Source organism: Halorussus salinus, from assembly GCF_004765815.2.
Taxonomy (GTDB): domain Archaea; phylum Halobacteriota; class Halobacteria; order Halobacteriales; family Haladaptataceae; genus Halorussus; species Halorussus salinus.
In genome coordinates this window covers 1016110-1035895 of sequence record NZ_ML974127.1, presented here as the reverse complement: position 1 = coordinate 1035895, position 19786 = coordinate 1016110, and the positions used below count along the sequence as shown (strand labels likewise).

23 protein-coding genes are annotated in these 19786 nt (G+C 66.4%); 8 read left to right on the top strand and 15 right to left on the bottom strand.

Features of this window, described 5'->3' with window-relative positions; genetic code table 11:
- Positions 1-82 precede the first annotated feature (82 nt).
- Positions 83-2179, top strand: coding sequence for a prolyl oligopeptidase family serine peptidase (locus tag EPL00_RS05255; protein ID WP_135851489.1), 2097 nt, complete (start codon positions 83-85; stop codon positions 2177-2179).
- Between the two features lie 42 nt (positions 2180-2221).
- On the opposite strand, the gene EPL00_RS05250 is transcribed toward EPL00_RS05255, so the two are convergent.
- Entirely contained in the window at positions 2222-3073 is an 852-nt protein-coding gene (locus EPL00_RS05250; protein WP_135851490.1) for a cytochrome c oxidase subunit 3, read from the bottom strand.
- Between the two features lie 153 nt (positions 3074-3226).
- Positions 3227-4306 carry a pyruvate dehydrogenase (acetyl-transferring) E1 component subunit alpha gene (gene pdhA / locus EPL00_RS05245; RefSeq protein WP_202932544.1) on the bottom strand — a complete coding sequence of 360 codons (1080 nt, stop codon included), beginning with the start codon at positions 4304-4306 and terminating at the stop codon, positions 3227-3229.
- 199 nt (positions 4307-4505) lie between these two features.
- Between pdhA and EPL00_RS05240 the strand changes: the two genes are divergently transcribed.
- The 3 genes from EPL00_RS05240 to EPL00_RS05230 all read left to right on the top strand — a co-directional run bounded on the left by EPL00_RS05240 (position 4506) and on the right by EPL00_RS05230 (position 7164).
- Positions 4506-5816, top strand: a complete 1311-nt coding sequence (locus tag EPL00_RS05240) for a M28 family peptidase (protein WP_135851491.1) — start codon at positions 4506-4508, stop codon at positions 5814-5816.
- Between the two features lie 94 nt (positions 5817-5910).
- Positions 5911-6672 (top strand): NAD(+)/NADH kinase, encoded by a 762-nt coding sequence (locus tag EPL00_RS05235; RefSeq protein WP_162224153.1) that lies wholly within the window; start codon positions 5911-5913, stop codon positions 6670-6672.
- A gap of 45 nt (positions 6673-6717) precedes the next feature.
- The gene (locus EPL00_RS05230; RefSeq protein ID WP_135851493.1) at positions 6718-7164 is read left to right on the top strand and encodes a DUF7313 family protein; all 447 of its coding nucleotides are present in this window, start codon (positions 6718-6720) and stop codon (positions 7162-7164) included.
- 488 nt (positions 7165-7652) lie between these two features.
- On the opposite strand, the gene EPL00_RS05225 is transcribed toward EPL00_RS05230, so the two are convergent.
- From EPL00_RS05225 to EPL00_RS05180, 10 genes are all read right to left on the bottom strand, one after another.
- Positions 7653-7907 (bottom strand): DUF7314 family protein, encoded by a 255-nt coding sequence (locus EPL00_RS05225; RefSeq protein ID WP_135851494.1) that lies wholly within the window; start codon positions 7905-7907, stop codon positions 7653-7655.
- Positions 7900-8220, bottom strand: a complete 321-nt coding sequence (locus EPL00_RS05220) for a DUF7315 family membrane protein (RefSeq protein WP_135851495.1) — start codon at positions 8218-8220, stop codon at positions 7900-7902. The genes EPL00_RS05225 and EPL00_RS05220 overlap by 8 nt, the downstream gene beginning before the upstream one ends.
- Before the next feature lie 21 nt (positions 8221-8241).
- On the bottom strand, positions 8242-9018 hold the full coding sequence (locus EPL00_RS05215) for a cytochrome b family protein (protein ID WP_135851496.1): 777 nt from the start codon (positions 9016-9018) through the stop codon (positions 8242-8244).
- A 3-nt stretch (positions 9019-9021) separates the two neighbouring features.
- Positions 9022-9816 carry a cytochrome b gene (locus EPL00_RS05210; protein ID WP_135851497.1) on the bottom strand — a complete coding sequence of 265 codons (795 nt, stop codon included), beginning with the start codon at positions 9814-9816 and terminating at the stop codon, positions 9022-9024.
- Between the two features lie 3 nt (positions 9817-9819).
- Entirely contained in the window at positions 9820-10668 is an 849-nt protein-coding gene (locus tag EPL00_RS05205) for a ubiquinol-cytochrome c reductase iron-sulfur subunit (RefSeq protein ID WP_135851498.1), read from the bottom strand.
- Between the two features lie 2 nt (positions 10669-10670).
- A complete protein-coding gene (locus EPL00_RS05200) occupies positions 10671-11057 on the bottom strand; it encodes a DUF7318 family protein (RefSeq protein ID WP_135851499.1) in 387 nt (128 codons plus the stop codon).
- Between the two features lie 2 nt (positions 11058-11059).
- The gene (locus EPL00_RS05195) at positions 11060-11731 is read right to left on the bottom strand and encodes a plastocyanin/azurin family copper-binding protein (protein ID WP_135851500.1); all 672 of its coding nucleotides are present in this window, start codon (positions 11729-11731) and stop codon (positions 11060-11062) included.
- 84 nt (positions 11732-11815) lie between these two features.
- Positions 11816-12682: a DUF7319 domain-containing protein gene (locus EPL00_RS05190; protein ID WP_135851501.1), complete on the bottom strand. Its 867-nt coding sequence runs from the start codon at positions 12680-12682 to the stop codon at positions 11816-11818.
- An 87-nt stretch (positions 12683-12769) separates the two neighbouring features.
- Positions 12770-13435, bottom strand: a complete 666-nt coding sequence (locus tag EPL00_RS05185; RefSeq protein ID WP_135851502.1) for a DUF7504 family protein — start codon at positions 13433-13435, stop codon at positions 12770-12772.
- Positions 13432-14382: a GAF domain-containing protein gene (locus EPL00_RS05180; RefSeq protein WP_135851503.1), complete on the bottom strand. Its 951-nt coding sequence runs from the start codon at positions 14380-14382 to the stop codon at positions 13432-13434. The genes EPL00_RS05185 and EPL00_RS05180 overlap by 4 nt, the downstream gene beginning before the upstream one ends.
- Before the next feature lie 146 nt (positions 14383-14528).
- Here EPL00_RS05180 and EPL00_RS05175 point away from each other — a divergent pair, with 146 nt between their 5' ends.
- A complete protein-coding gene (locus EPL00_RS05175; RefSeq protein WP_135851504.1) occupies positions 14529-15017 on the top strand; it encodes a DUF7321 family protein in 489 nt (162 codons plus the stop codon).
- 13 nt (positions 15018-15030) lie between these two features.
- Here EPL00_RS05175 and EPL00_RS05170 read toward each other — a convergent pair whose 3' ends face one another.
- On the bottom strand, positions 15031-15486 hold the full coding sequence (locus tag EPL00_RS05170) for an acyltransferase (protein ID WP_135851505.1): 456 nt from the start codon (positions 15484-15486) through the stop codon (positions 15031-15033).
- A 75-nt stretch (positions 15487-15561) separates the two neighbouring features.
- Complete coding sequence (gene nth / locus EPL00_RS05165) at positions 15562-16248, bottom strand: endonuclease III (RefSeq protein ID WP_135851506.1); 687 nt, start codon at positions 16246-16248, stop codon at positions 15562-15564.
- Between the two features lie 415 nt (positions 16249-16663).
- On the opposite strand from nth, the gene mvaD reads away from it, so the two are divergent.
- A complete protein-coding gene (mvaD, locus tag EPL00_RS05160) occupies positions 16664-17689 on the top strand; it encodes a phosphomevalonate decarboxylase MvaD (RefSeq protein WP_135851507.1) in 1026 nt (341 codons plus the stop codon).
- A gap of 39 nt (positions 17690-17728) precedes the next feature.
- The gene (locus tag EPL00_RS05155; protein WP_135851508.1) at positions 17729-18889 is read left to right on the top strand and encodes an NAD(P)/FAD-dependent oxidoreductase; all 1161 of its coding nucleotides are present in this window, start codon (positions 17729-17731) and stop codon (positions 18887-18889) included.
- Between the two features lie 18 nt (positions 18890-18907).
- On the opposite strand, the gene EPL00_RS05150 is transcribed toward EPL00_RS05155, so the two are convergent.
- Positions 18908-19282 carry a hypothetical protein gene (locus EPL00_RS05150; protein WP_135851509.1) on the bottom strand — a complete coding sequence of 125 codons (375 nt, stop codon included), beginning with the start codon at positions 19280-19282 and terminating at the stop codon, positions 18908-18910.
- A gap of 269 nt (positions 19283-19551) precedes the next feature.
- Between EPL00_RS05150 and EPL00_RS05145 the strand changes: the two genes are divergently transcribed.
- Complete coding sequence (locus EPL00_RS05145) at positions 19552-19773, top strand: hypothetical protein (RefSeq protein ID WP_135851510.1); 222 nt, start codon at positions 19552-19554, stop codon at positions 19771-19773.
- Positions 19774-19786: the final 13 nt, after the last annotated feature.

The window sequence follows — 19786 nt, the reverse complement described above, 5'->3', positions numbered from 1 at the left end:
GTAGCGTAGCCGTCACGTGACGACTGAGAACGACTCTCACGGGACCCCCGGCTTTTTCCGACGGAGCGCGGAACCTCGCGGTATGCCTCTCCCCCGGAACTCGTCGCCGGACCCGCCACCGACGCGACGCGACGAGACCACCGAACGGCTCCACGGCACCGAACTCGCCGACCCGTATCGCTGGCTGGAGTCCGACGACGAACCCGTCCGCGAGTGGACCGCCGCCCAGAACGACTACGCCGACGCGCTCCTCGACTCGCCGACCCGAGACTCCCTCCGGTCGCGAGTGGCCGCGCTCGCGGACGTGGCCGAGTACGGCACCGTCGAAGCCGCTGGCGGCCGCTACTTCCGGACCATCCGCGAGTCCGGCGACGACCGCGCCCGCCTCGTCGCCGCAGAGTCCCCCGGCGACGACGGTGCGCTCCTCGTGGAACCGGACGACTGGGACGACGCCAGAGGCGACGACCGGACCCACTCGCGGTCGATTGCGTGGCACCTCCCCGCGCCCGACGGGGACCTGCTGGCTTACGGCGTCGCGGGCGGCGACGAGCGCGTCGATATTCACGTCGTCAGCGTCCCCGACGCCGAGGAGGTCGCCGTCCGCGAGGACTGCGGGCGCGTGACTCGCGCGTTCGTCGGCTACGACCCGACGAGTCCCGGCACGGTCGCGTGGAACGCCGACGGCGACGGACTCTACTACGTCGCGACCAGTCCGGGGCCGGAGGGGAGTATCGAGACGGAACTGCGCCACTGGCGGTTCGGCGAGGACGATACCGAAGCGACCCTCCTCCGACCCGACGACCGCGACGGCTGGCCGCTGGTCCGGACCGACCCCGAATCGGGGACGCTCGCGGTCGCGTTCCACGACTCGTCGGGCACCGACTGGTGGGTCCGAGCAGACGGCGAGTTCCGACCGGTCCTCAAAGACAGCGACGCCGAGACGTTCGCCGTGTTCTGCGGCGAAACGGTCTTCCTTCAGACCGACCACGAGGCTCCGCGCAAGCGCCTGTTGGCGTGTTCGCTGTCGGCGTTCCGCGCTGGCGACCTCTCGCTGTCGGACTGCGAGACGGTCCTGCCCGAGCGCGAGGCGGTCCTCCAGTCGGTCGCCGCGACGCCGGACCTCCTCGTCGCTCGGTACGCAGAGGACGCCCGCGCCCGACTCGCGGTGTACGACCGCGACGGCGACCTCCTCCGGGATTTGTCGGTGCCCGACAACTCGTCGGTGTCGAAGCTTCGGACCGACCCCGAGACCGAGACGGCCTTCTATCTGGTCGAGGGGTTCGACAGACCGCCGACGTTGGTCCGGGCCGACCTCCGGTCTGGCGACCGACAGGAACTGACGCGCGTCGAGGTAGAAGGAGATGAGGAGTCTGCACTGGACGAGTTGGTCGTCCGGCAGGCGGTCGTGGAATCGACGGGCGGCGTCGAGGTCCCGCTGTTCGTCTGTCACCGCGAGGGCATCGAGCGCGACGGCGACAACCCGACCGTCCTCCACGGCTACGGCGGCTTTCGGTCGAGCAGGCCGCCGAACTTCGACCGGTTTCGGGCGGGCCTCCTCGCGGACGGGGGCGTGTACGCGCAGGTCTGCGCGCGCGGCGGCCACGAGTACGGCGAGGAGTGGCACGAGGACGGCATGGGCGTGAGCAAACAGCACACCTTCGACGACTTCGTGGCGGCCGGAGAGTACCTCTGTTCGGCCGGATACACGAACGCCGACAGACTGGCGGTCACGGGGCGGTCGAACGGCGGCCTCTCGGTCGGCGCGGTCGTGACTCAGCGGCCGGACCTCTGGGGCGCGGCAGTCTGTTCCGTCCCCCTGCTCGACATGCTCCGGTTCCACCGGCTCGGCATGGGCGCGGCGTGGACCGCCGAGTACGGCGACCCGGCGGATGAGTCGGACTTCGAGACGTTGCGGGCATACTCGCTGTACCACAACGTCGAGGAGGGCGTCGAGTACCCGCCGGTGTTGTTCACGACCGGTGACGAGGACACGCGCGTCCACCCGAGTCACGCCCGGAAGACGGCCGCTCGGATGCAGGCGGTGGGCGAGGGCGGACCCTTCCTCCTGCGGACGGCGAGCGGCGCTGGCCACGGCAGCGGCCCGTCGGTCGAAGCCGTCATCGCCGAGCAGACCGACCGGTGGACGTTCCTCTACGAGACACTGGGAATCGACCCGTAAATAGCGACTGAAAACTAAAACCGCGCGTCGTCGCGCGACGGCTTAGAGCGACACTTCCGCACCGACGTACAGCACGACGACGAGGAAAATCCAGACCGCGTCCACGAAGTGCCAGTACATCGAGACCGTCGTGACCGACGTGTGGCGCTCGGCGGTGTACTGCCCGTAGAGCGCGCGGACGAACACGATGGCGATGAGGACCGCGCCCATCGAGACGTGGAGACCGTGCAGACCGGTCAGCGCGTAGAACGCGCTCCCGAAGATGCCCGACCCGAGGTTGAAGCCCTCGTGCTGGATGAACTCGTAGTACTCGTAGACCTGCCCGCCGATGAAGACGATGCCCAGCAGGAGCGTCGCGGCCAGTCCGACGAGGAAGTTCTGGCGGTTGCCCTTCCGGAGTTCGACGTGGCCCCAGTGGAGCGTGAAACTCGACAGCACCAGCAGGGCGGTGTTGATGAGTACCAGCGACCCGAGGAGTTCCGGGAACTCCTCGGTGCCCCACGTGCCGACGCGGATGAAGAAGTAGTAGACGAACCCGGCACCGAACGTCGCTATCTCGGACCCGAGGAACAGCACCATTCCCCATCTGAGTCCGCTACTACCGTGGCCGTCGCTCGACCAGAACGCCTTGACGAAGGCGTGGTAGACCCAGCCGTACAGGCCCGCGAGGAAGAGGCCGACCGACCCGACGAACACGACCGGCCCGAACAGCGGGTCGATTATCGGTTGTTGTCCTTGTGCCAGCAGGAACAGGGCGGCACCGACGTAGATACCCGCGCTACCGAGCGCGGTGATGAAGGGCCACCAACTCGCCTCTCCGAAGCCCTGAGGCCAGTCTTCGACGGCCGGGAGGTGATGGCCGTGCTCCTCTCCTGAATCGTCCGCTACTGTCATACAGTAGCGTTGCGGGTCGAATAGTAAAAAGGCACCTGAACGCGTCCGCGATTCGAGGCGACTTCCGGACTATCGGTTCCTCCGTCGTCGCGCTATCGCTCGACTTCCGGACTATCAGTTCCTCCGTCGTCGCGCTATCGCCCGACTTCCGGACTATCGCTCGACTTCCGGGTCGTCTACGACGCGCTCTCTCTGCCGCCGGAGTTTCCCCGGCGTCTCGGCGTAGACGTGTTCGAAGATGGCGTCCACGTCGAGTCCGGTCCGGTCTTCGACGTTGGCGACCGCCTCCACGACGCGCTGGTCGGCCCAGTCTCGGAGTTGCTCCTCGTCGGTGTCCGACCAGCCGTGGGCGTCTTCGAGGTACTCGCGGGTTCGCTCGACCGGGTCCTTCCGTCGCCACTCCTCGACCTCGTCGTCGTCGCGGTACTTCGAGGGGTCGTCGGTGGTGGTGTGGGCACCCTGTCGGTACGTGACCGCCTCGATGAGTCGCGGTCCCTCGCCGGACTTCGCGGCGTCGAGGGCCTCCTCGACGGCGGCGTACACCGCCAGCACGTCGTTGCCGTCCACGCGAACGCCGTCGAACCCGTAGGCGTCGGCCTTCTGGGCGATGGTCGCGGAGGCGGTCTGGCGCTCGCGGGGCACCGAAATGGCCCACTGGTTGTTTTGACAGAAGAACACCGTCGGTGCGTCGAAGACGCCCGCGAAGTTCATCCCCTCGTGGAAGTCGCCCTCCGAGGTCGCGCCGTCGCCGAAGCTCACCAGCGTCGCGCAGTCGTCTCCTCGGTAGTCGGCCGCCATGCCCGTTCCGACTGCGTGGGGAAGCTGGGTGGCGATGGGGATGGTCGGCGGGAACGTCCGGAGACCGTCGGACTCCTCGCGGTCCACGTAGTTGCCCTCGCCCAGCAGGTAGACCAGCACGTCTTCGAGGTCGAGGCCGCGAGTGAGGTACATCGCGTGGTCCCGGTACGTCGGGAAGCAGTAGTCGTTCTCGGCGAGCGCGTACGCCGCGCCGACCTGTGCGGCCTCTTGGCCCTGAAGGGGCGCGTACGTTCCGATACGCCCCTGCCGGTGGAGTTTGACGGCCTTTTGATCGAACGTGCGTGCGAGTACCTGTAGCCGGTAGAGGTCGATGACCGCCGACTCCGAGAGGTCGGGGTCGGTCCGTTCGTCGATGGTACCGTCCGGAGCGACGACGCGGGTCACGTCGGGAGCCTGTATTGCCATATCATTCATCACCGACTATCTATGGGAAAGTGAGCGTCCAGCGTTATAAAGTATTGTTGGGCGGCCAAAATGTCTAAAATCGGCCGACGGGCTTATAAACAAGACTACGATCGTTTCGTGAGTCTCGTCGGAAACCGCCCGCGAAATGAAGAATCGTCGGAGTTTTCGATTCGAAAAACTTACGCTCGGTTGAGATTCATGAGAGAACATGACACAGTGGATCGGTGAGACGTTCACCAGCGACGCCGGATGGAACCACTTGGAGACCCTCGTGGACATCGGCGACCGGATGGCCGGGAGCGAGGGCGAACGGGCGGCCGCCGAACGAACGCGGGACGCGCTCTCGGACGTGGGAGCGCGAAACGCGCGACTCGAGGAGTTCGACGTGCAGGGCTGGACCCGCGGCGACAGCGAGGTCCGGGCGGGCGACACCGCCCAAGCGTCCATCGCGCTCCCGCGGAGTCCGGACGCGACCGCGGCGGGCGAACTCGTGGACCTCGGCTACGGGCTCCCGAGCGACTTCGAGGAGGCCGACGTGGCGGGGAAGGTCGTGATGGTCTCCTCGAACGTCCCCGACTACTACGACCGGTTCATCCATCGGCGAGAGAAGTACTACTACGCCGTCGAGGGCGGCGCGGCCGCGTTCGTCTTCCGGAACCACGTCGAGGGGTGTCTCCCGCCGACCGGGAGCGTCGGCACCGGCGAGGACCCCATCGGCGACATCCCGGCAGTGGGCGTCTCGAAGGAAGTCGGCTCCCGACTCTCGCGGCGCTGGGAGGGCGAGGAGGTCGAAGTGGCCGTCGAAGCGGACATCCACGACGCGACGAGCCAGAACGTCCACGCCGAGTTGGGACCGGACACCGACGAGGAGATACTCGTCACCAGCCACGTGGACGCCCACGACATCGCCGAGGGCGCGATGGACAACGGCGCTGGCACCGCGATGGTCGTGGAGATGGCGAAGGCGCTGGCCGCGCGCGAGGAGGAACTCGACACGAAGGTGCGATTCATCGCTTACGGGTCCGAGGAGGTCGGCCTCGTGGGGTCGAGCGTGGACGCCGACGAGCGCGACCTCGACTCTATCGAGGCCATCGTGAACAACGACGGCGTGGTCCGCGGCCGGACGCTCACCTTCCACACCCACGGCTTCGACGCGCTCGACGCCGCGGCCGAACGGGTAGGCGAGGACTTCGGTCATCCCGTGAAGACCATCCCCGAGCAGGGACCCCACAGCGACCACTGGCCCTACGTCAAGTGGGGTGTGCCGGGCTACCACGTCATGAGCGAGACCGGCGACGAGGGCCGCGGGTGGGGCCACACCTACGCCGACACGCTCGACAAACTCGAAGTACGGGACCTCCGCGAGCAGGCGGTCCTACTGACCGAACTCGTCGTCCGCCTCGCTGGCGACGAGTTCGCGGTCTCGCGCAAAGACCCCGAGGCAATCGCCGCGGCGCTAGAGGACGAGGACCAAGCCGAGGGCATGAAGATAATCGGCGACTGGCCCTACGACCAGTAGCCCTGCCGCCGACGAGCGACGCGCGCTCCTCGGCGGCCGACTCCCCGACGGAGACTCCGTATCCTTTTCACGGATGGCGACCAAGTGGCGGCCAATGGGTAGTGCGAACGACGACGAGGTCGGAGCCGCCACGCTCGGCGTCGTGGGCGAGGGCGCGCTCGCCGACGACGTGTTCGAGACGGTCGAGACCGTCCGCGGCCCGGCGAGCGAGGTCCTCGCGGCCGACCCCGCGGCGGTCGTCGCGGTCGGCGAGGCGGCGCTCCTCTCGCTGGTCCGTGGCGGCGTCGCGGTCCCGGTCCTCCCCATCGACGCCGGACCGGGCTACGGCGGCGTCACGCGCGACGTGGCGGCGGAAGCGGTCGAAGCACTCGTCGCCGACGAGTTCGAGACCGTCCGGCGGACCTTGCTATCGGTGTCGGTCGGCGACGAGCGCGTCGGGCGGGCGTTGGCCGACGTGACGCTCGTGACCGCCGAACCGGCCCGCATCTCCGAATATGCGGTCCGGTCGCGGGACGAGGAGGTCTCGCGGTTCCGCGCCGACGGCGTGGTCGTCTCGACGCCGACCGGGAGCCACGGCTACGGCCGGAGCGCGGGCGGGGCGATACTCCAACCGGAGACCGGCGTCGTCGGCGTCGTCCCGGTCGCGCCGTTCGCGGTCGACGTGGACCACTGGGTCGTGTCCGCCGAGCGGCCCGTCGAGTTGACCGTCGAGCGCGACGAGGGCGCGGTGTCGCTCCTGTTGGACGACCGTCGCGTCCGCGGCGTCGCTCCCCACACGACCGTCGAAGTCGTCGAAGACGGCGCGCTCGAACTGGTTCGGGTGCCAGCCAGCCCGCCGTTCTTCGACCGGGCGTAGCACCAATGGAAAGGATATAATACGTCGGCTTTCCGAATATCACGTATGCAACCGCTGTCACTGCTCGGGCCGATCGACGCGTTCTTCGAGAACGTCATAGCGATCGAGTACGTGGTGTTCGCTCTCGTGTTGGTCAACATGGGGACTCGCTGGTGGGCCTACCGGGACTACCGCAAGCAGGCACGGAGCGACGACCACGACGAGGAGCTGAGTCGTAGCTGGCTCCACGAGGGGTCGAACGTCGCGCTCGTCCTCGGGTCGTTCTACCTGCTGAGCCTCCACCACCACGCCGGGATGGTCCTCTCGTCGCTCGTCCTCGGCCTGTTCATCACCGACTTCTTCGAGTTCGAGGCCCGCGAAGTCGAACTCCGGAGCGACGAGGAGCTATCGAGTCCGAAGGGGTCGCTGACCGCCTCGGTCATCGTGTTCCTCTACGCGGGCTACCTGAGCATCTTCTTCATCGTCGAACCGCTCTGGAACTCCATCGTCTGAGACGGCGGCTTTTTCGAGGTCTCGTTTTTTCGTCCGCGTCGCGAGCCACGGGTGTTCGCGTCGTAACCGAGTGAGAAACCCGACGAACCGAGGGCCGAGCGCGACGCGACCCGTGGCCGCGACGGGACGTGTGTCCGAGAGACCGGGGCGATTGTCCGAGGAGATAACTAAATCGCCCAAACCGTACAGCACGGCGACGACCTCGGCGAGAGTCCTCTCCACGGCCGTCGTCTCGGCGCGGTGGCCGGACTGCTCGCGTGGACGTGGCGCGCTCTCGGCGCACCCCTGCGCGGGCCGAAGCGCGCGAGTTTCCACGCTCGCCCACTGAAGAGCGCGTGCAGACCGTAGACGCGCGGTCGATTCGAGCCGAGAAGCCGCTCGGCGAACCGAGCGACGCGATAGAGAGTTGAGCGACGGGACGGGCCACTACGGGCCGAGTCGAAGCCGTCGGCTGGAGACGTAGCGAGCGGAGAGAAGACGAATCGGTTCTACGACGACGCTTCGCGCAACTCCTCGAGCGCCGGGAGGACGATCCAGAACGTCACCACGCCGAGGATGGTAAACCAGAACAGTACCTCCCGGAGGACGATGGCCGCCTGCCCGTACGTGTCGAGGTTGCCCGGAATCTCGGCGACGAGTTGGGTCTCCTCGAACGAAGGCGTCGTGTACCATCCCGACAGCACCATCCACGCGAGACCGCCAGCCGTCAGGATACCGAACCCCTTGATGAATTCGTCAGCCATTGTTTGATGGTTCGTCGGATTGCTCTTTAGGTTTTCCCATTCCCTCGGCGCGGAACCGGGTCGCGAAGGCGTAGACCAGCGCGCCCGCGGCGATCATCACGACGCCGAGGAGCGCCAGCGCTATATTCATCTCCGCCAGCGAGAGTCGCGCCCGTTGGGTCGCGGTGTCGAGGACGACGAACCCGCCCACGACGAACGCTACCGCGAACAGCGTCGAGAACACGGTCACGACCTTGTAGAGCCTGAGCGGTACTTCGACTTCGCGAGCGCCAGTCTCCTCGTCGGACTCTGTGTCGTCGGTACTCGAATCCATGAGTGAAAAATCGCTACGGCGTCACTTCGGCGGCCTGAGCCGGTAGTACCGCCGGTTGAGGTCGAACATGTACCCCTCGCGCATCGCCTTCAGCACCGCGTAGGTGATGGTGCCCACGAGGGGCGGCACGAGGAACGTCAGGTCGAACAGCAGGTGGGGCGCGATGGGGACGAGGTTCTTCGCGGAGTAGATGCTGATGGTCCACGCGAACGCGAAGCCCATCATCCCGACCGCGGCCCAGAAGGGCTGTTCGACCGGTCGGCGCGCGCTCCCCTTGTTGAGGAACGGGACGATGGCGACGATGCCGACCACGACGATGTTGGCGACGACGCCGTACGCGCGGTCTGACAGCAGCTTCTCGCCGCCGAAGATGGCCAACTCGGGGTTGAGCGGGCCGAGTTTCAGCAGGCCGAACGACCAGTAGAGGTACCAGTCGGGCAGAATGACCGCTGGCGTCGAGTTCGGGTCGGCCGGTGCCCCGAGGTGGGGCGGGAGCGTCGCCGAGAGGAAGATGATCATGCCGACGAAGAAACTCGTCAGCGAGAGGTTCCGAATCATCTCGTGGGGCCAGACCGGGAACGCCAGCACGTCACGCTCGACGTAACTGGACTCCTGTCGGAGGTCTTGGTCCTCGCGGCGCGCCCGCTCGAAGTACTCGTAGGTCAGACGGGAGAGACCCTCCGTCCGCTGTTTGCGCTCGCTCCACGTCGGGGTCTCGTCGTCCGGCGGGACGATGCCCGTCCCGCCCCCGTCGGTCTGTGCGTTCTTGTCGTCGGTTTCTGATTGTTCGTCTGTCATGGTTTAGTGGGGTTCCGCGATGCCCTGAATCCACACGATAGCGATGTGGACTGCGATGAGCGTGGTCACGACGAACGGGAGGAGGAACACGTGGAAGATGTACATCCGCTGGAGCGTCGGTTGCCCGAGGCTGAACCCGCCGAAGACCAGTAGCGCGAGCCACTCGCCTATCAGCGGTATCGACCGGGCCATCTCGACGCCGATCTGTCCCGCCCAGAACGCCAGTTGGTCCCACGGAAGCAGGTAGCCGGTGTACCCGAACACCATCGTCAGGCTGATGAGGACGATGCCGATTATCCAGTTGAGTTCGCGCGGTTCCTTGTACGCCCCGGTGAAGTAGACCCGAAGCATGTGGAGGAACACCGCCGCGACCATCACCTGTGCCGACCACCGGTGGATGGACCGCAGCATGAACCCGAAGTTCAACTCGGTCATGATGAACGCCAACTGGTTGTACGCCGACGACGGGTCCCCCGTCGTCGCAGGTGCGTAGTAGAACCCGAGTAACGCGCCGCTTATCGCCGCAACCACGTACGCGATGGTCGAGAAGCTACCGAGCGCGTACAAGGGATACCAGTACCAGAACTTGTTGTCCAAGTTGTACTGCTCGGTGTGGCTCTTGGGCATCTGCATGTTGACCCTGTAGTAGAGGGTCTCCAAGATTTCGAGGTAGTCGACGATTCGGAACCGCTTGTCCATCCAGATGAGCGCCGTCAGGAACGTCGTCTCTACCGGCGTCAGGTTCCGCTCGCGCATCCACTCGCCGTGGTCGTGGTCGTCTTTACGTTCTAAACTCATTCGTTATTCTCCCGGCCGCGGAAGCGCGACGAACGTTTTCTGGATGATGTTGAACGGGTCGTACACCGACTGGTGACACTGACAGTAGATCATGTTCTCCGCGCTGGCCACGCTCGAACCGGGTAGACCCTTGAACGTGGGCACGCAACAAAAGTGCGTGCATTTGTTCAGGTTCGCGACAAATCCTTCCTCGGTACTGGCGTTCAGCCACTCGTTGTCCTTGGCCATCTCCTCGATTCGGGTACTCCGGATGACCTGAATCGGCATCTTGCCGCTCGGGGGTACGTCCTGCGAGCGCCACGTGCCCTGTGCGGGCTTGCCGAGGCCGCTCCGGCCGATGCCGTTGCCCCACGTCGCGTAGTCGTCGAAGTCATCGACGTGAATCTTGGCACCTTCGCTTACCTCCTCGTTCTGCCACTCGAACTTCGAGTTGCCGGAGTAGCGGAAGTAGTTGTCTTGGTCGGCGTCGGGTTTGACGCCGGGGTACGTCTGGACGCCGCAGTACTGGAACCACTCCGAGGAGTACGTCTTTCCGCCGAGTTCCGTCTCGGCGACCGTGATTTCCTGTCCGCCTTGAGTGACGGTTTTCACTTCGGGCCAGACGCCCTTGAGGTAGCCCTCCGAGTCGATTTCGACCGGTATCTGGGGCATCCCGCGCGGCGCGGGACCGGCGGTGTTCTCCATCGCCATGAACTGCGTGGTACCACCGCCTTCCCCGGTCTGGGCCGTCGTGGAGTTGATGCCTGCCGCGGCGGCCGTGCCGACGCCTGCGAGGGACGCGCTACCGACGACGCCTTTGACGAAGCGGCGACGACCTGTGCTCTCGGGATATTTGTCGTCTTCTGTTGGCATGGTTATCGTTTGTAGTACGGGTACACTGCCTGTTTGAACTGGTCCCACGCGTCACCGAACGTGTCGGTGCCGTGTTGCTGTTCTTCGCGGATGTAGAGGTCCTCCCACTTGCGACGGCGCTTCTTCACGATCATCACGTCGGGGAGGAACTCCTTGCGGTACAGCAGGAGGATGAACGCGAGGTCGATGAAGATGACCGCGAGGACGCTCCCGAGGTACATGTTCCCGACCGCGCTGAACCCCCAACCGCTGATGAGCCCGTAGGTGAACAGTCCGACGAACACGACTTCGACCACCGTCAGGAGGACGATGGCGATTGCCGCGGCCGTACTCTCGCGGGCCGGTTCGTAGCGATGAATGTCGCCGTAAGTCGAGCCTGTGGATGACATGATTAGTTACCTCCACTCGCGTGCGGTGATTCGCCGTACTTCAACATGAAGAACGTGTAGACGAACGAAACCGCTATCATCAACAGGGCCCCCAAGCCGACGAAGTGGGCCTGAATCGGGACGCCCATGTGTTCGGGGTCGGCCTCCTGATGTCCCCCGCCACCGCCGTCGCCACCGCCGCCCTCTTGGACGGTGATGGTGCCGACCATGCCCGCGGTCTTGTGGGGCTGACAGAAGTACTCGTACGTTCCCGTCGTCTCGAACGTGTGAGAGTACTCGTGGCCGGTGTTGTACGTCTTACTCGCGCCGCCTTGAGTGCCCTGCCAGTTCGCCCCGTCGGGTTGGCTCTCGACGACGACGTTGTGGTTGTCCGACTCCCAAACGAAGTTCACCGTCGTTCCGGGAGCGATGGTCAACTCGGCGGGCTCAAACACGAGGCTCCCGCCGGGACCGACTATCACCTCTTCGGTCGGACCGCCGCCGCCGGACGAGCCTCCGCTGGCCGTCGTCTCGTTGGCCGCCGTTCCGTTGGCGACGGTCGTGGTCTCGTTTCCAGAGGCAGTGGTATTGCCGGACGACGTTTCCGTCGTCTCTTGGGCCCCAGCGGCCGTCGCCGCCGTGGCACCGCCGCCCGCAACACCGGTGGCTGCCATCAGAAAGTCCCGCCTCTTCATACAGATGAAAGTCAGGACAGGACTTGCTTAAACCCACCGATGCCGCCGGAGTGGGGCTTCGACGCCCGACGCGCCGACTGTCGCCTAGTTTCCGCTCTCGGACGCCGAGGAGACCCCGGTTTCGGCCTCACCGTCGTCGCCCGGTTCGGCGGCGTCGGCCAGCGATTCCGGCGGCTCGTCCCCCTCGCCCGGCAGGAAGTCGGGGCGCTCGTCGTCTTCGAGGCCGACCGCGCGGAGGCGATTGCGGTACTCCTCGGCTCGGAAGCGGTCCGAGAGTCTGGCGTTGGCCACCAGCAGGAAGACGAACACGCCAAAGACGAAGAAGCCGAGCGCGGCCACCGCGGCCACGATGGGAAGCCCGACCGCAATCCACGCCGCGAACAGGCCGACGCCCGCGAGGACGTGGACCGCCGCGATTATCTGCATCAGTTGGTTGCCGAGTTGCCCGGAGCCTTCCGGCACCTCCGCGGGGTCGGGAAGCACCTCGCCCTCGGGCATCTCGGGCACGTCGTAGCTCTCCATCGACGCGAGCGCGACCGAGGGTTTCACGTCCCGGAGGACGGTGCCGCTCCCCTCGACGGTCCCGTCCGGGTAGACGACCGCGTACCCCTCGTCGGAGTACGCCAGCAGTTGAGGTTCGCCCTCCCGCTCGATGCGCTCGACGACGGCGAACACGTCGCGGTCGGCGACCCGGTTCTTGAGGTCGGCCTCCACCCGGTCCAGCAGGTCCCGGCCGGTAATCCATGAGTCCTCGTCGAAGGCGGCCTCCCACTCGTCGTAGGTCATCTCGGCCATGTCTCGCGGGCCGAAGTCCTCGAAGTCGTACTTCTCCTCTATCTCCTCGGGCGTGAGTCGGTCGCGCTCCGCGTCCGTGGGCCGCTCGCCCGCGTCGGCCTCGCTCGGCGAATCGACCGGTCGCTCGCCCGCCGGGTCGTCCGAGGCGTCGGTCATTGTCCGAAACTCAGACCCGTAGCGGTATAAGCGCCGCGACGTAGGTTCGGCGGACTCGTCGTCTCGGCGGAGTTAGAGGAGGCCGCCTCAGAACGCGGTCCAATCCTGCGGTTGGTCGCGCAGGCCGCGAACGCGGAGTTCGCTCGCTCCGTCGTCGTGCGCCCGAACGTCCACCCTCGCGTCGCAGAGTTGGGTCATGGTGCTGATGACCTTCTCGTCTTGGGTCGCCGGGTCGACGAGGAACACGCCGAGGCCGTCGGTCGCGGCGATGCGGCCGCTGACCGTGTGGACGAACCGCGAGACCGTCTGGAAGTCGGCGTACATCAACAGCGTCGAGAGTGAGTAGAGGCCCGCTCGGACCCGTTCGGTGCCCGACCGGTGGATGTTCTGGTAGAGTCCCGAGAACTCGATACCGATGCCGGTCAGGTCGCCCGGACTCGATACGGTCTCGACGCCGTCGGCGAACCGGCCCCGACCGGACCCCTTGCCCACGCAGTCCACGACGCCGAGAGGAGACCGCCCGAGGTCGGGACAGAGACCGTCGCACTCCGAGAGAATCTTCGAACTCGCCTTGTCGGTCGAGACGAGCAACAGTCCCTCGCCGCGGTCGCTCCCGTCGGTGACCAGACGGAGCGCGAGTCGGCGCGCGCCGCCCATCGTCGGTCCCGCGACCAACAGGTTCGTGCCGGGTTCGACGCCGCCCAGCGGCAGGTCGTCGGCGAACTCGTAGGGCGCGGGTCGCTGTTTACTCACGAGCCATCACCCCCGGCGTCCGATTCCGGCGACTCGGCGCGCGCTGCTTGCCGGTCGCGGTCGTCGCGCAACTCGGCGACCTCGTGGTGGAGACCGAGGAGGGAAATCGTCACGTCGGCCAGCGTGGCGAGGAACGCCTGCTCGTCCTCGGAGAAGGTGCGTGGCTCCTCGTCGTAGGTACAGAGCGTCCCGATGGTTAGCCCCTCGTCGGTCGTCAGGTCCGCACCTGCGTACGAGCGAATTCCGAGGTCGTCCAAGCTATCGTTGTCTTCGAACCGGGGGTCTTCCGTCACGTCTTCGACGACCGAAACCGGTCCGTCCTCCACGATGGCGTAGGTGCAGATCGAGTCCTCGCGGTGGGTCGGCGTCCAGTCCGCGCCGTGACAGACCAGAAACTCTTGGCTGTGTTCCTTGATGAGGTTTATCGAGGCCATCGGCACGTCGAGATGTCGGGCCGCGAGGTCGGTGATCTGCGCTACGTCCTCGCGTATCGTCTCCGAGTCGAAGTCGTAGGCGTCGAGCGCCGCGAGTCGGTCGGACTCGTCCTGCGGGAGCGGGTAGGCCGTCTGGGCGCGAAACGACGCGGTGAACTCCACGACGCGCCACAACTGCTCGGCGGCGTCCCGGCCGTCCTTGGCGACGTACTCGGCGACGGCGTCGGACTCGTCGGTGGCCAACTCGCCGCGGTCGGCCGCGGTGAACAGGACGCATCCGACGCTCGGGCGGAGGTCCCGGACCCGCGCGGCGAGTTCGAGACCGGTCCCCTCGGGCAGGTCGTGTTCGGTCACGACGCAGTCCACGGGGTGTTCGTGAAGCGATTCCTCGGCGGCCGCGAGCGACTCGGCCGCGACGAGCGTCGGGTCGTCGCCGACGGCCCGGAGTCGGTCGCAGGTCTCCTCGCGGGCCTCCTCGTCGGGGTCCACGCAGAGGACGGTGGGTCCGGACATGAAGTTCGTTCGTCCGGAGCGTAGTGCGTCGAACTGATTAACTTTGCTCCGAACTGTCTCGAAGATAACCGTTCGGCGTCGCGAGACGAGTGCGAACGTCGGACGGTTCCGCACGCCTTAACCGCCAGCACTCCTAACCGCCGCCTATGGCCAGCGAGACGTTGGTTGCGGCCGGGGTCGCCCTCGTCGTCACTGCCAGCTTTCCGTTTTACCTCTACGGCGCGTGGTACATCCTCGACCAAGAGGTAGTCACGTGGGGCGTGTTGATGCACCACCTCAAGTTCATCACGGTCGGCCTCCTGCTGACGACGGTCCCCATGGTCGGGTGGATGCTCCCGCGCTTCTTCGACCAAATCGGCGGCTTCGCCGCCCTCCACGCCTTCCTCGGTCTCCAAGCCTACGCGATGTTACTGGTCGCGCTGACCGGCATCGTCCGCATCTTTCAGGTCAAGCGCAAGCACGACATGTACGACAGCGATGCGGCCGACCGGGACGTGGACATCGGCGAACTCCACGAGAACATGAGCGCGTGGCGCGGCCGCCTCCGCATCGGCGTCGCTGGCTACGTCCTGTTCTGGATACTGGCGTGGGTCGCCGGGATGATTCGGTTCGTCCTCGAATACGTGCTGTACTGAGCGTGTCGAGCGGTCAGAGTTCCCTGACGACGGTCTCGGAGTTCGGTCTGACGACACACTCGGCCGGTACGTCGGTCGTCACGGTCGTCCCTGCCCCGACGACGGCGTTTTCGCCCACCGTGACGCCGGGTAGGACGACCGCACCGGCCCCCACGAACGCGCCGTCCTCTACCGTGACCTCCTCGAAGGTGTCGTTCTGGAACTCCATGCCAGCGTCGGTCAGGTCGTGAGTGACGCCGACGATGGACGCGTTCGGACCGACCTGTACGCCCTCGCCGAGTTTCGCGTTCTCGACGTAACAGTTCGCGTTGATGTCGGTCGGTCCATCCACCACCGACTTCTTCACGGAGGTCCGCTCGTAGACCTGCACGCCGTCGGCGAGTTCGGAGTCGTGAACAGTGACGTACTCGCGTATCTCGACCTCGCCGAGCGTCGAGTTCGCTATCGACGCCGTCTCGTCTATCGTCATGGTTCAGCGCCAGCGGCGAGGGTAATCAATTCTGCGGAACCGAAAGCTCGCTGGTGAAAAGAACTCGCCGGGCGGTCAGTTCCACATCTCGCCGCTGGCGAGGTCCACGTCGCGGTCGAGTTTCGAGGAGGGACAGATGTCCTCCAGTACGCAGTCCCCGCAGTCGGGGTTGCGCGCGGTGCAGGTCGCCCGGCCGTGACTGATGCAGAGGTGGGTGAACTGTTGCCAGTCCTCCTCGGGGACGATGCCCATCAGGTCCTGTTCGATGGCCTCCGGACGTTCCTCCTCGGTGATGCCGAGTCGCCGCGTGAGACGCTGGACGTGCGTGTCCACCACGATTCCCTCCACGATGTCGTGGCCGTGCTGGAGGACGACGTTGGCGGTCTTGCGCCCGACGCCTTTCAGTTCGGTCAGGTCGTCCATCTCGTCGGGGACCTCGCCGCCGTACTCGTCGATCATCGTTTGGGCCGACGAGACGATGTAGTCGGCCTTGCTGTTGTGGTACGTGATGGAGCCAATGTCCTCCGAGAGTTCGTCCACGTCCGCGTTCGCGTAGTCCTCGACGGTCTCGTACTTCTCGAAGAGGTGGGCGGTCTCCTCGTTCACGCGCTCGTCGGTACACTGCGCCGAGAGCATGACCGCGATGAGGAGTTCGAGGCGGTTCGAGAAATCGAGCGAGATGGTGGTGTCGGGGTACTCGTCGTAGAGGCGGTCCACGACCTCCTCGGCCTGCGCTTCGCGGGTGTCGAGTGGCTCTCCCATACGATTCTGGTAGGAGCGACGTGGTTTGAATGGTTCGCTACCGGGTCGGTGTAAGATGGAGGATTCGACTCATACGGTCTTCGTTTTTCGATTCGGCGCGTGCGGGCGCGGCGCACGTGCGCCGCGCCCTTCCGCGTAAGGGACGAGCGAGTGACCGAAGGGAACGAAGCGAGGAGGCTGGGGAGGCGTGAGGCTGACGCGGTGCGAGGCGGTGCGGGGCGGTGCGGGGCGGAGCGGTGCGGTCGCGGCGCTCCTGTTTGTCGGCAGTAACTCGCTCCGTCTCACCTTCGAGAGTCATTTCGGACTTGCGGAAGCAACTAGCCTCTCGCTGTCACTTACGCACCGAATCTCAACGACTCGAAACCAGTATCGGAGTACCGAGAGTTTTAACCACCAGAACCGCCCCCGTCAACACATGAAGGCGACCGCGAAAGCCCACCCCATCCAAGGACTCGTCAAGTACCACGGGATGCGCGACGAGGAGTTGCGCCTCCCCTACCACGACTCCATCAGCGTCTGCACCGCGCCGAGCCACACCAAGACCACCGTCGAGTTCGACCCCGACCTCGATTCGGACACCTTCGTCGTCGGCGGCGAGGAGCTAGAGGCCCACGAGGCCGACCGCGTGGCGACGGTCCTCGCGGAGGTCCGAGCGCGGGCCGACGCCGACCACGCCGAGTACCCGGTCCGACTGGAGAGCGAGAACTCCTTCCCCTCGAACGTCGGTCTCGGCTCGTCGTCGTCCGGCTTCGCCGCCGCGGCGATGGCGCTGGCCGAGGCCGCGGACCTCGACGCCTCCCGGCCCGAGGTCTCGACCATCGCGCGACGGGGCTCCTCGTCGGCGGCGCGCGCCGTGACCGGCGGGTTCTCGGACCTCCACGCCGGACTCAACGACGAGGACTGTCGTTCCGAACGACTCGACAGTCCCCTCGAAGACGACCTGCGCATCGTCGCGGGACTGGTCCCGGCGTACAAGGAGACCGAACACGCCCACCGCGAGGCCGCCGACAGCCACATGTTCGAGGCGCGACTCGCCCACATCCACGACCAGTTGGCCGAGGTGCGCGACGCGCTCCGCGAGGGCGACTTCGAGCGCGTCTTCGAGACGGCCGAACACGACTCGCTGTCGCTGGCCGCGACGACGATGACCGGCCCCTCCGGGTGGGTCTACTGGAAGCCCGAGACCATCGCCATCTTCAACGCGGTCCGGCAACTCCGCGAGGAGGGCGTCCCGGTCTACTTCTCGACGGACACGGGCGCGAGCGTCTACGTCAACACGACCGACGAGTACGTCGAGCGCGTCGAGGAGGTCGTCGCCGACTGTGGCGTCTCCGAGACCACCTCGGAGGCTCGTGGGACAGAGTCCCACGGCGTCGAGACGATGGTCTGGGAGGTCGGCGGCCCGGCCCAAATTTTGGACGAGAGCGAGGCGCTGTTCTAACCCTACTTCTAAGCCTCCTCGCTCCGAAGCTCCGCCAGTATGCGACTCGCTGTCCTCGGCGCTGGCTACGCCGGACTGACTCTCGCCCGAAAGTTAGAGCGCACCGTCCCCGACGACGTGGAAATTCTGGTCGTGGAGAAGACCGGCCGCCACCTCGTCCAGCACGAGGTCCACCGCGCGATTCGGCGGCCCTCGCTCGCCGACGACATCGTGGTCGAGTTGGGCGACGTGCTGGACCGCGCGGAGGTCCGGCAGGCCGAAGTGACCGACGTGGACCCCGACGCGAACGTCGTCTCGCTCGATTCCGGCGCGACCATCGAGTACGACTACGCCGGGGTGTGTCTCGGGGCCGAGACCGCCTTCTACGGCCTGCCGGGCGTCGAGGAGCGCGCCACGCCGCTGAAGACGCTGGACGACGCCGACCGGATTCGCGCGGACTTCCTCGACGCGCTCGACGCGGGGCGACCCGAGGAGCCGAGCCGCGTCGTCGTCGGCGGCGCGGGCCTCTCGGGGGTCCAAGTCGCGGGCGAGTTGGCCGCCTTCGCCCGCGAGGAAGGCGAGCGGGAGTCGGTCACCGTCACCCTCCTCGAACAGTTGGACGAGGTCGCGCCCGCGTTCCCCGCGAACTTCCAGTCGGCGGTCCGCGAGCAGTTGGCGGCCCGCGACGTGGAGATTCGGACCGGGACCGCGGTCTCGTCGGCGGACGACGACGCCATCGAACTCGAAACCGGCGAGAAGTTGGACTACGACCAGTTCGTCTGGACCGGCGGCATCCGCGGCCCGGACGCGCTCGGCGGCGAGCGCCCGCAGGTGAAAAACACGCTCCGACTCGGTGACGGCACCTTCGTCGTGGGCGACGCCGCCCGCGTCGTGGACGCCGACGGCGAACCGGTCCCCGCGAGCGCGCAGGCCGCAGTCCGGGAGGCCCGCGCCGTGGCGGGCAACATCGCCAGTCTCGTGGAGTACGACCGCGAGGGCGGGGACATGTTCGAGCCGCGACTCGACCCCTTCGCGTTCGACTCGCCGGGGTGGCTGGTCTCCATCGGCGACGGCGCGGTGGCGCAGGTCGGACCGACCGTTCTCACGGGGAAGGCCGCGAAAGCCCTCAAGACCACCGTCGGCGCTGGCTACCTCTCGTCGGTCGGAGCGATACGCAACGCCGCGGACCTCGTGGGCGAGGAACTGGGGTACGAAAAGTAGCTGGCAGTACGGAGCGAACTACAGTCCGGGGACGCCGAGCGCGCCGGACGCGAGGAGGTCCACGGTGTTGAGCAGGACCAACACGACCCAGACGGTGACGTAGGCCACCAGCGCGATGCCGATTGCGCTTCCCCAGCCGCCGGGGTAGCGCGCGTTGATGACGTACACCCACGCCAGCAGGCCCAGAACCGAGCCGACGAGTCCGCCGACGATGGGGACGAGACTGAACAGTCCGGCGACCAGCCACCAGACGAACGCGCCGACCAGCGCGGTCAGGATGGCGTACTCGTAGTCGTCTCGGTCGGCGATGACGCGCGCGCCGACGTAGATGCCGAACGCTCCGACGAGGAGGCTCACGACGAAGCCGATGACGAAGTTCAGGAACCCTACCATGTGTGCGTATCTGTTGGGACTGGCCCTTTAATTGTAGCGTCTGTCGGTCGCCGAGAGATAAGCGATACCACGTGGCACGGACGCTCGCTCCGCGCGCTCGTCGGCGCGGTCGCCCGCCCTGCGCGCTCGTCGGCGCGGTCGCCCGCCGGGTCGTCCGTGCGGTCCGCTACCGCCGTCGGCGGTGAAATACTACGTTAAATTACACGACGGGATTCTGTTGGTTTCCGGGCGTCAATGGGTTTAAGTCTGTGGGCCAACCTCGGGAGCGCATGGCACGCGAGACTGCGTTCGTAGACAAGGCGTTGGCGGGGGCGGTCGGCCTCGCCGCCGGAGCCGTCGTGGGGGCCCACGTGTTGCGCCGCTACCGGCGCGACGAGGGCACGACAATCATCTGTACCGAGTGCGGCGAATCACTGCCGGTAGACGACGTTCTCGACCCGACCGTGACCTGTTCCTGCGTGGCACCGCGGGACTCGCAGGGGTTCTGGTAGCGAGACGTTTTCC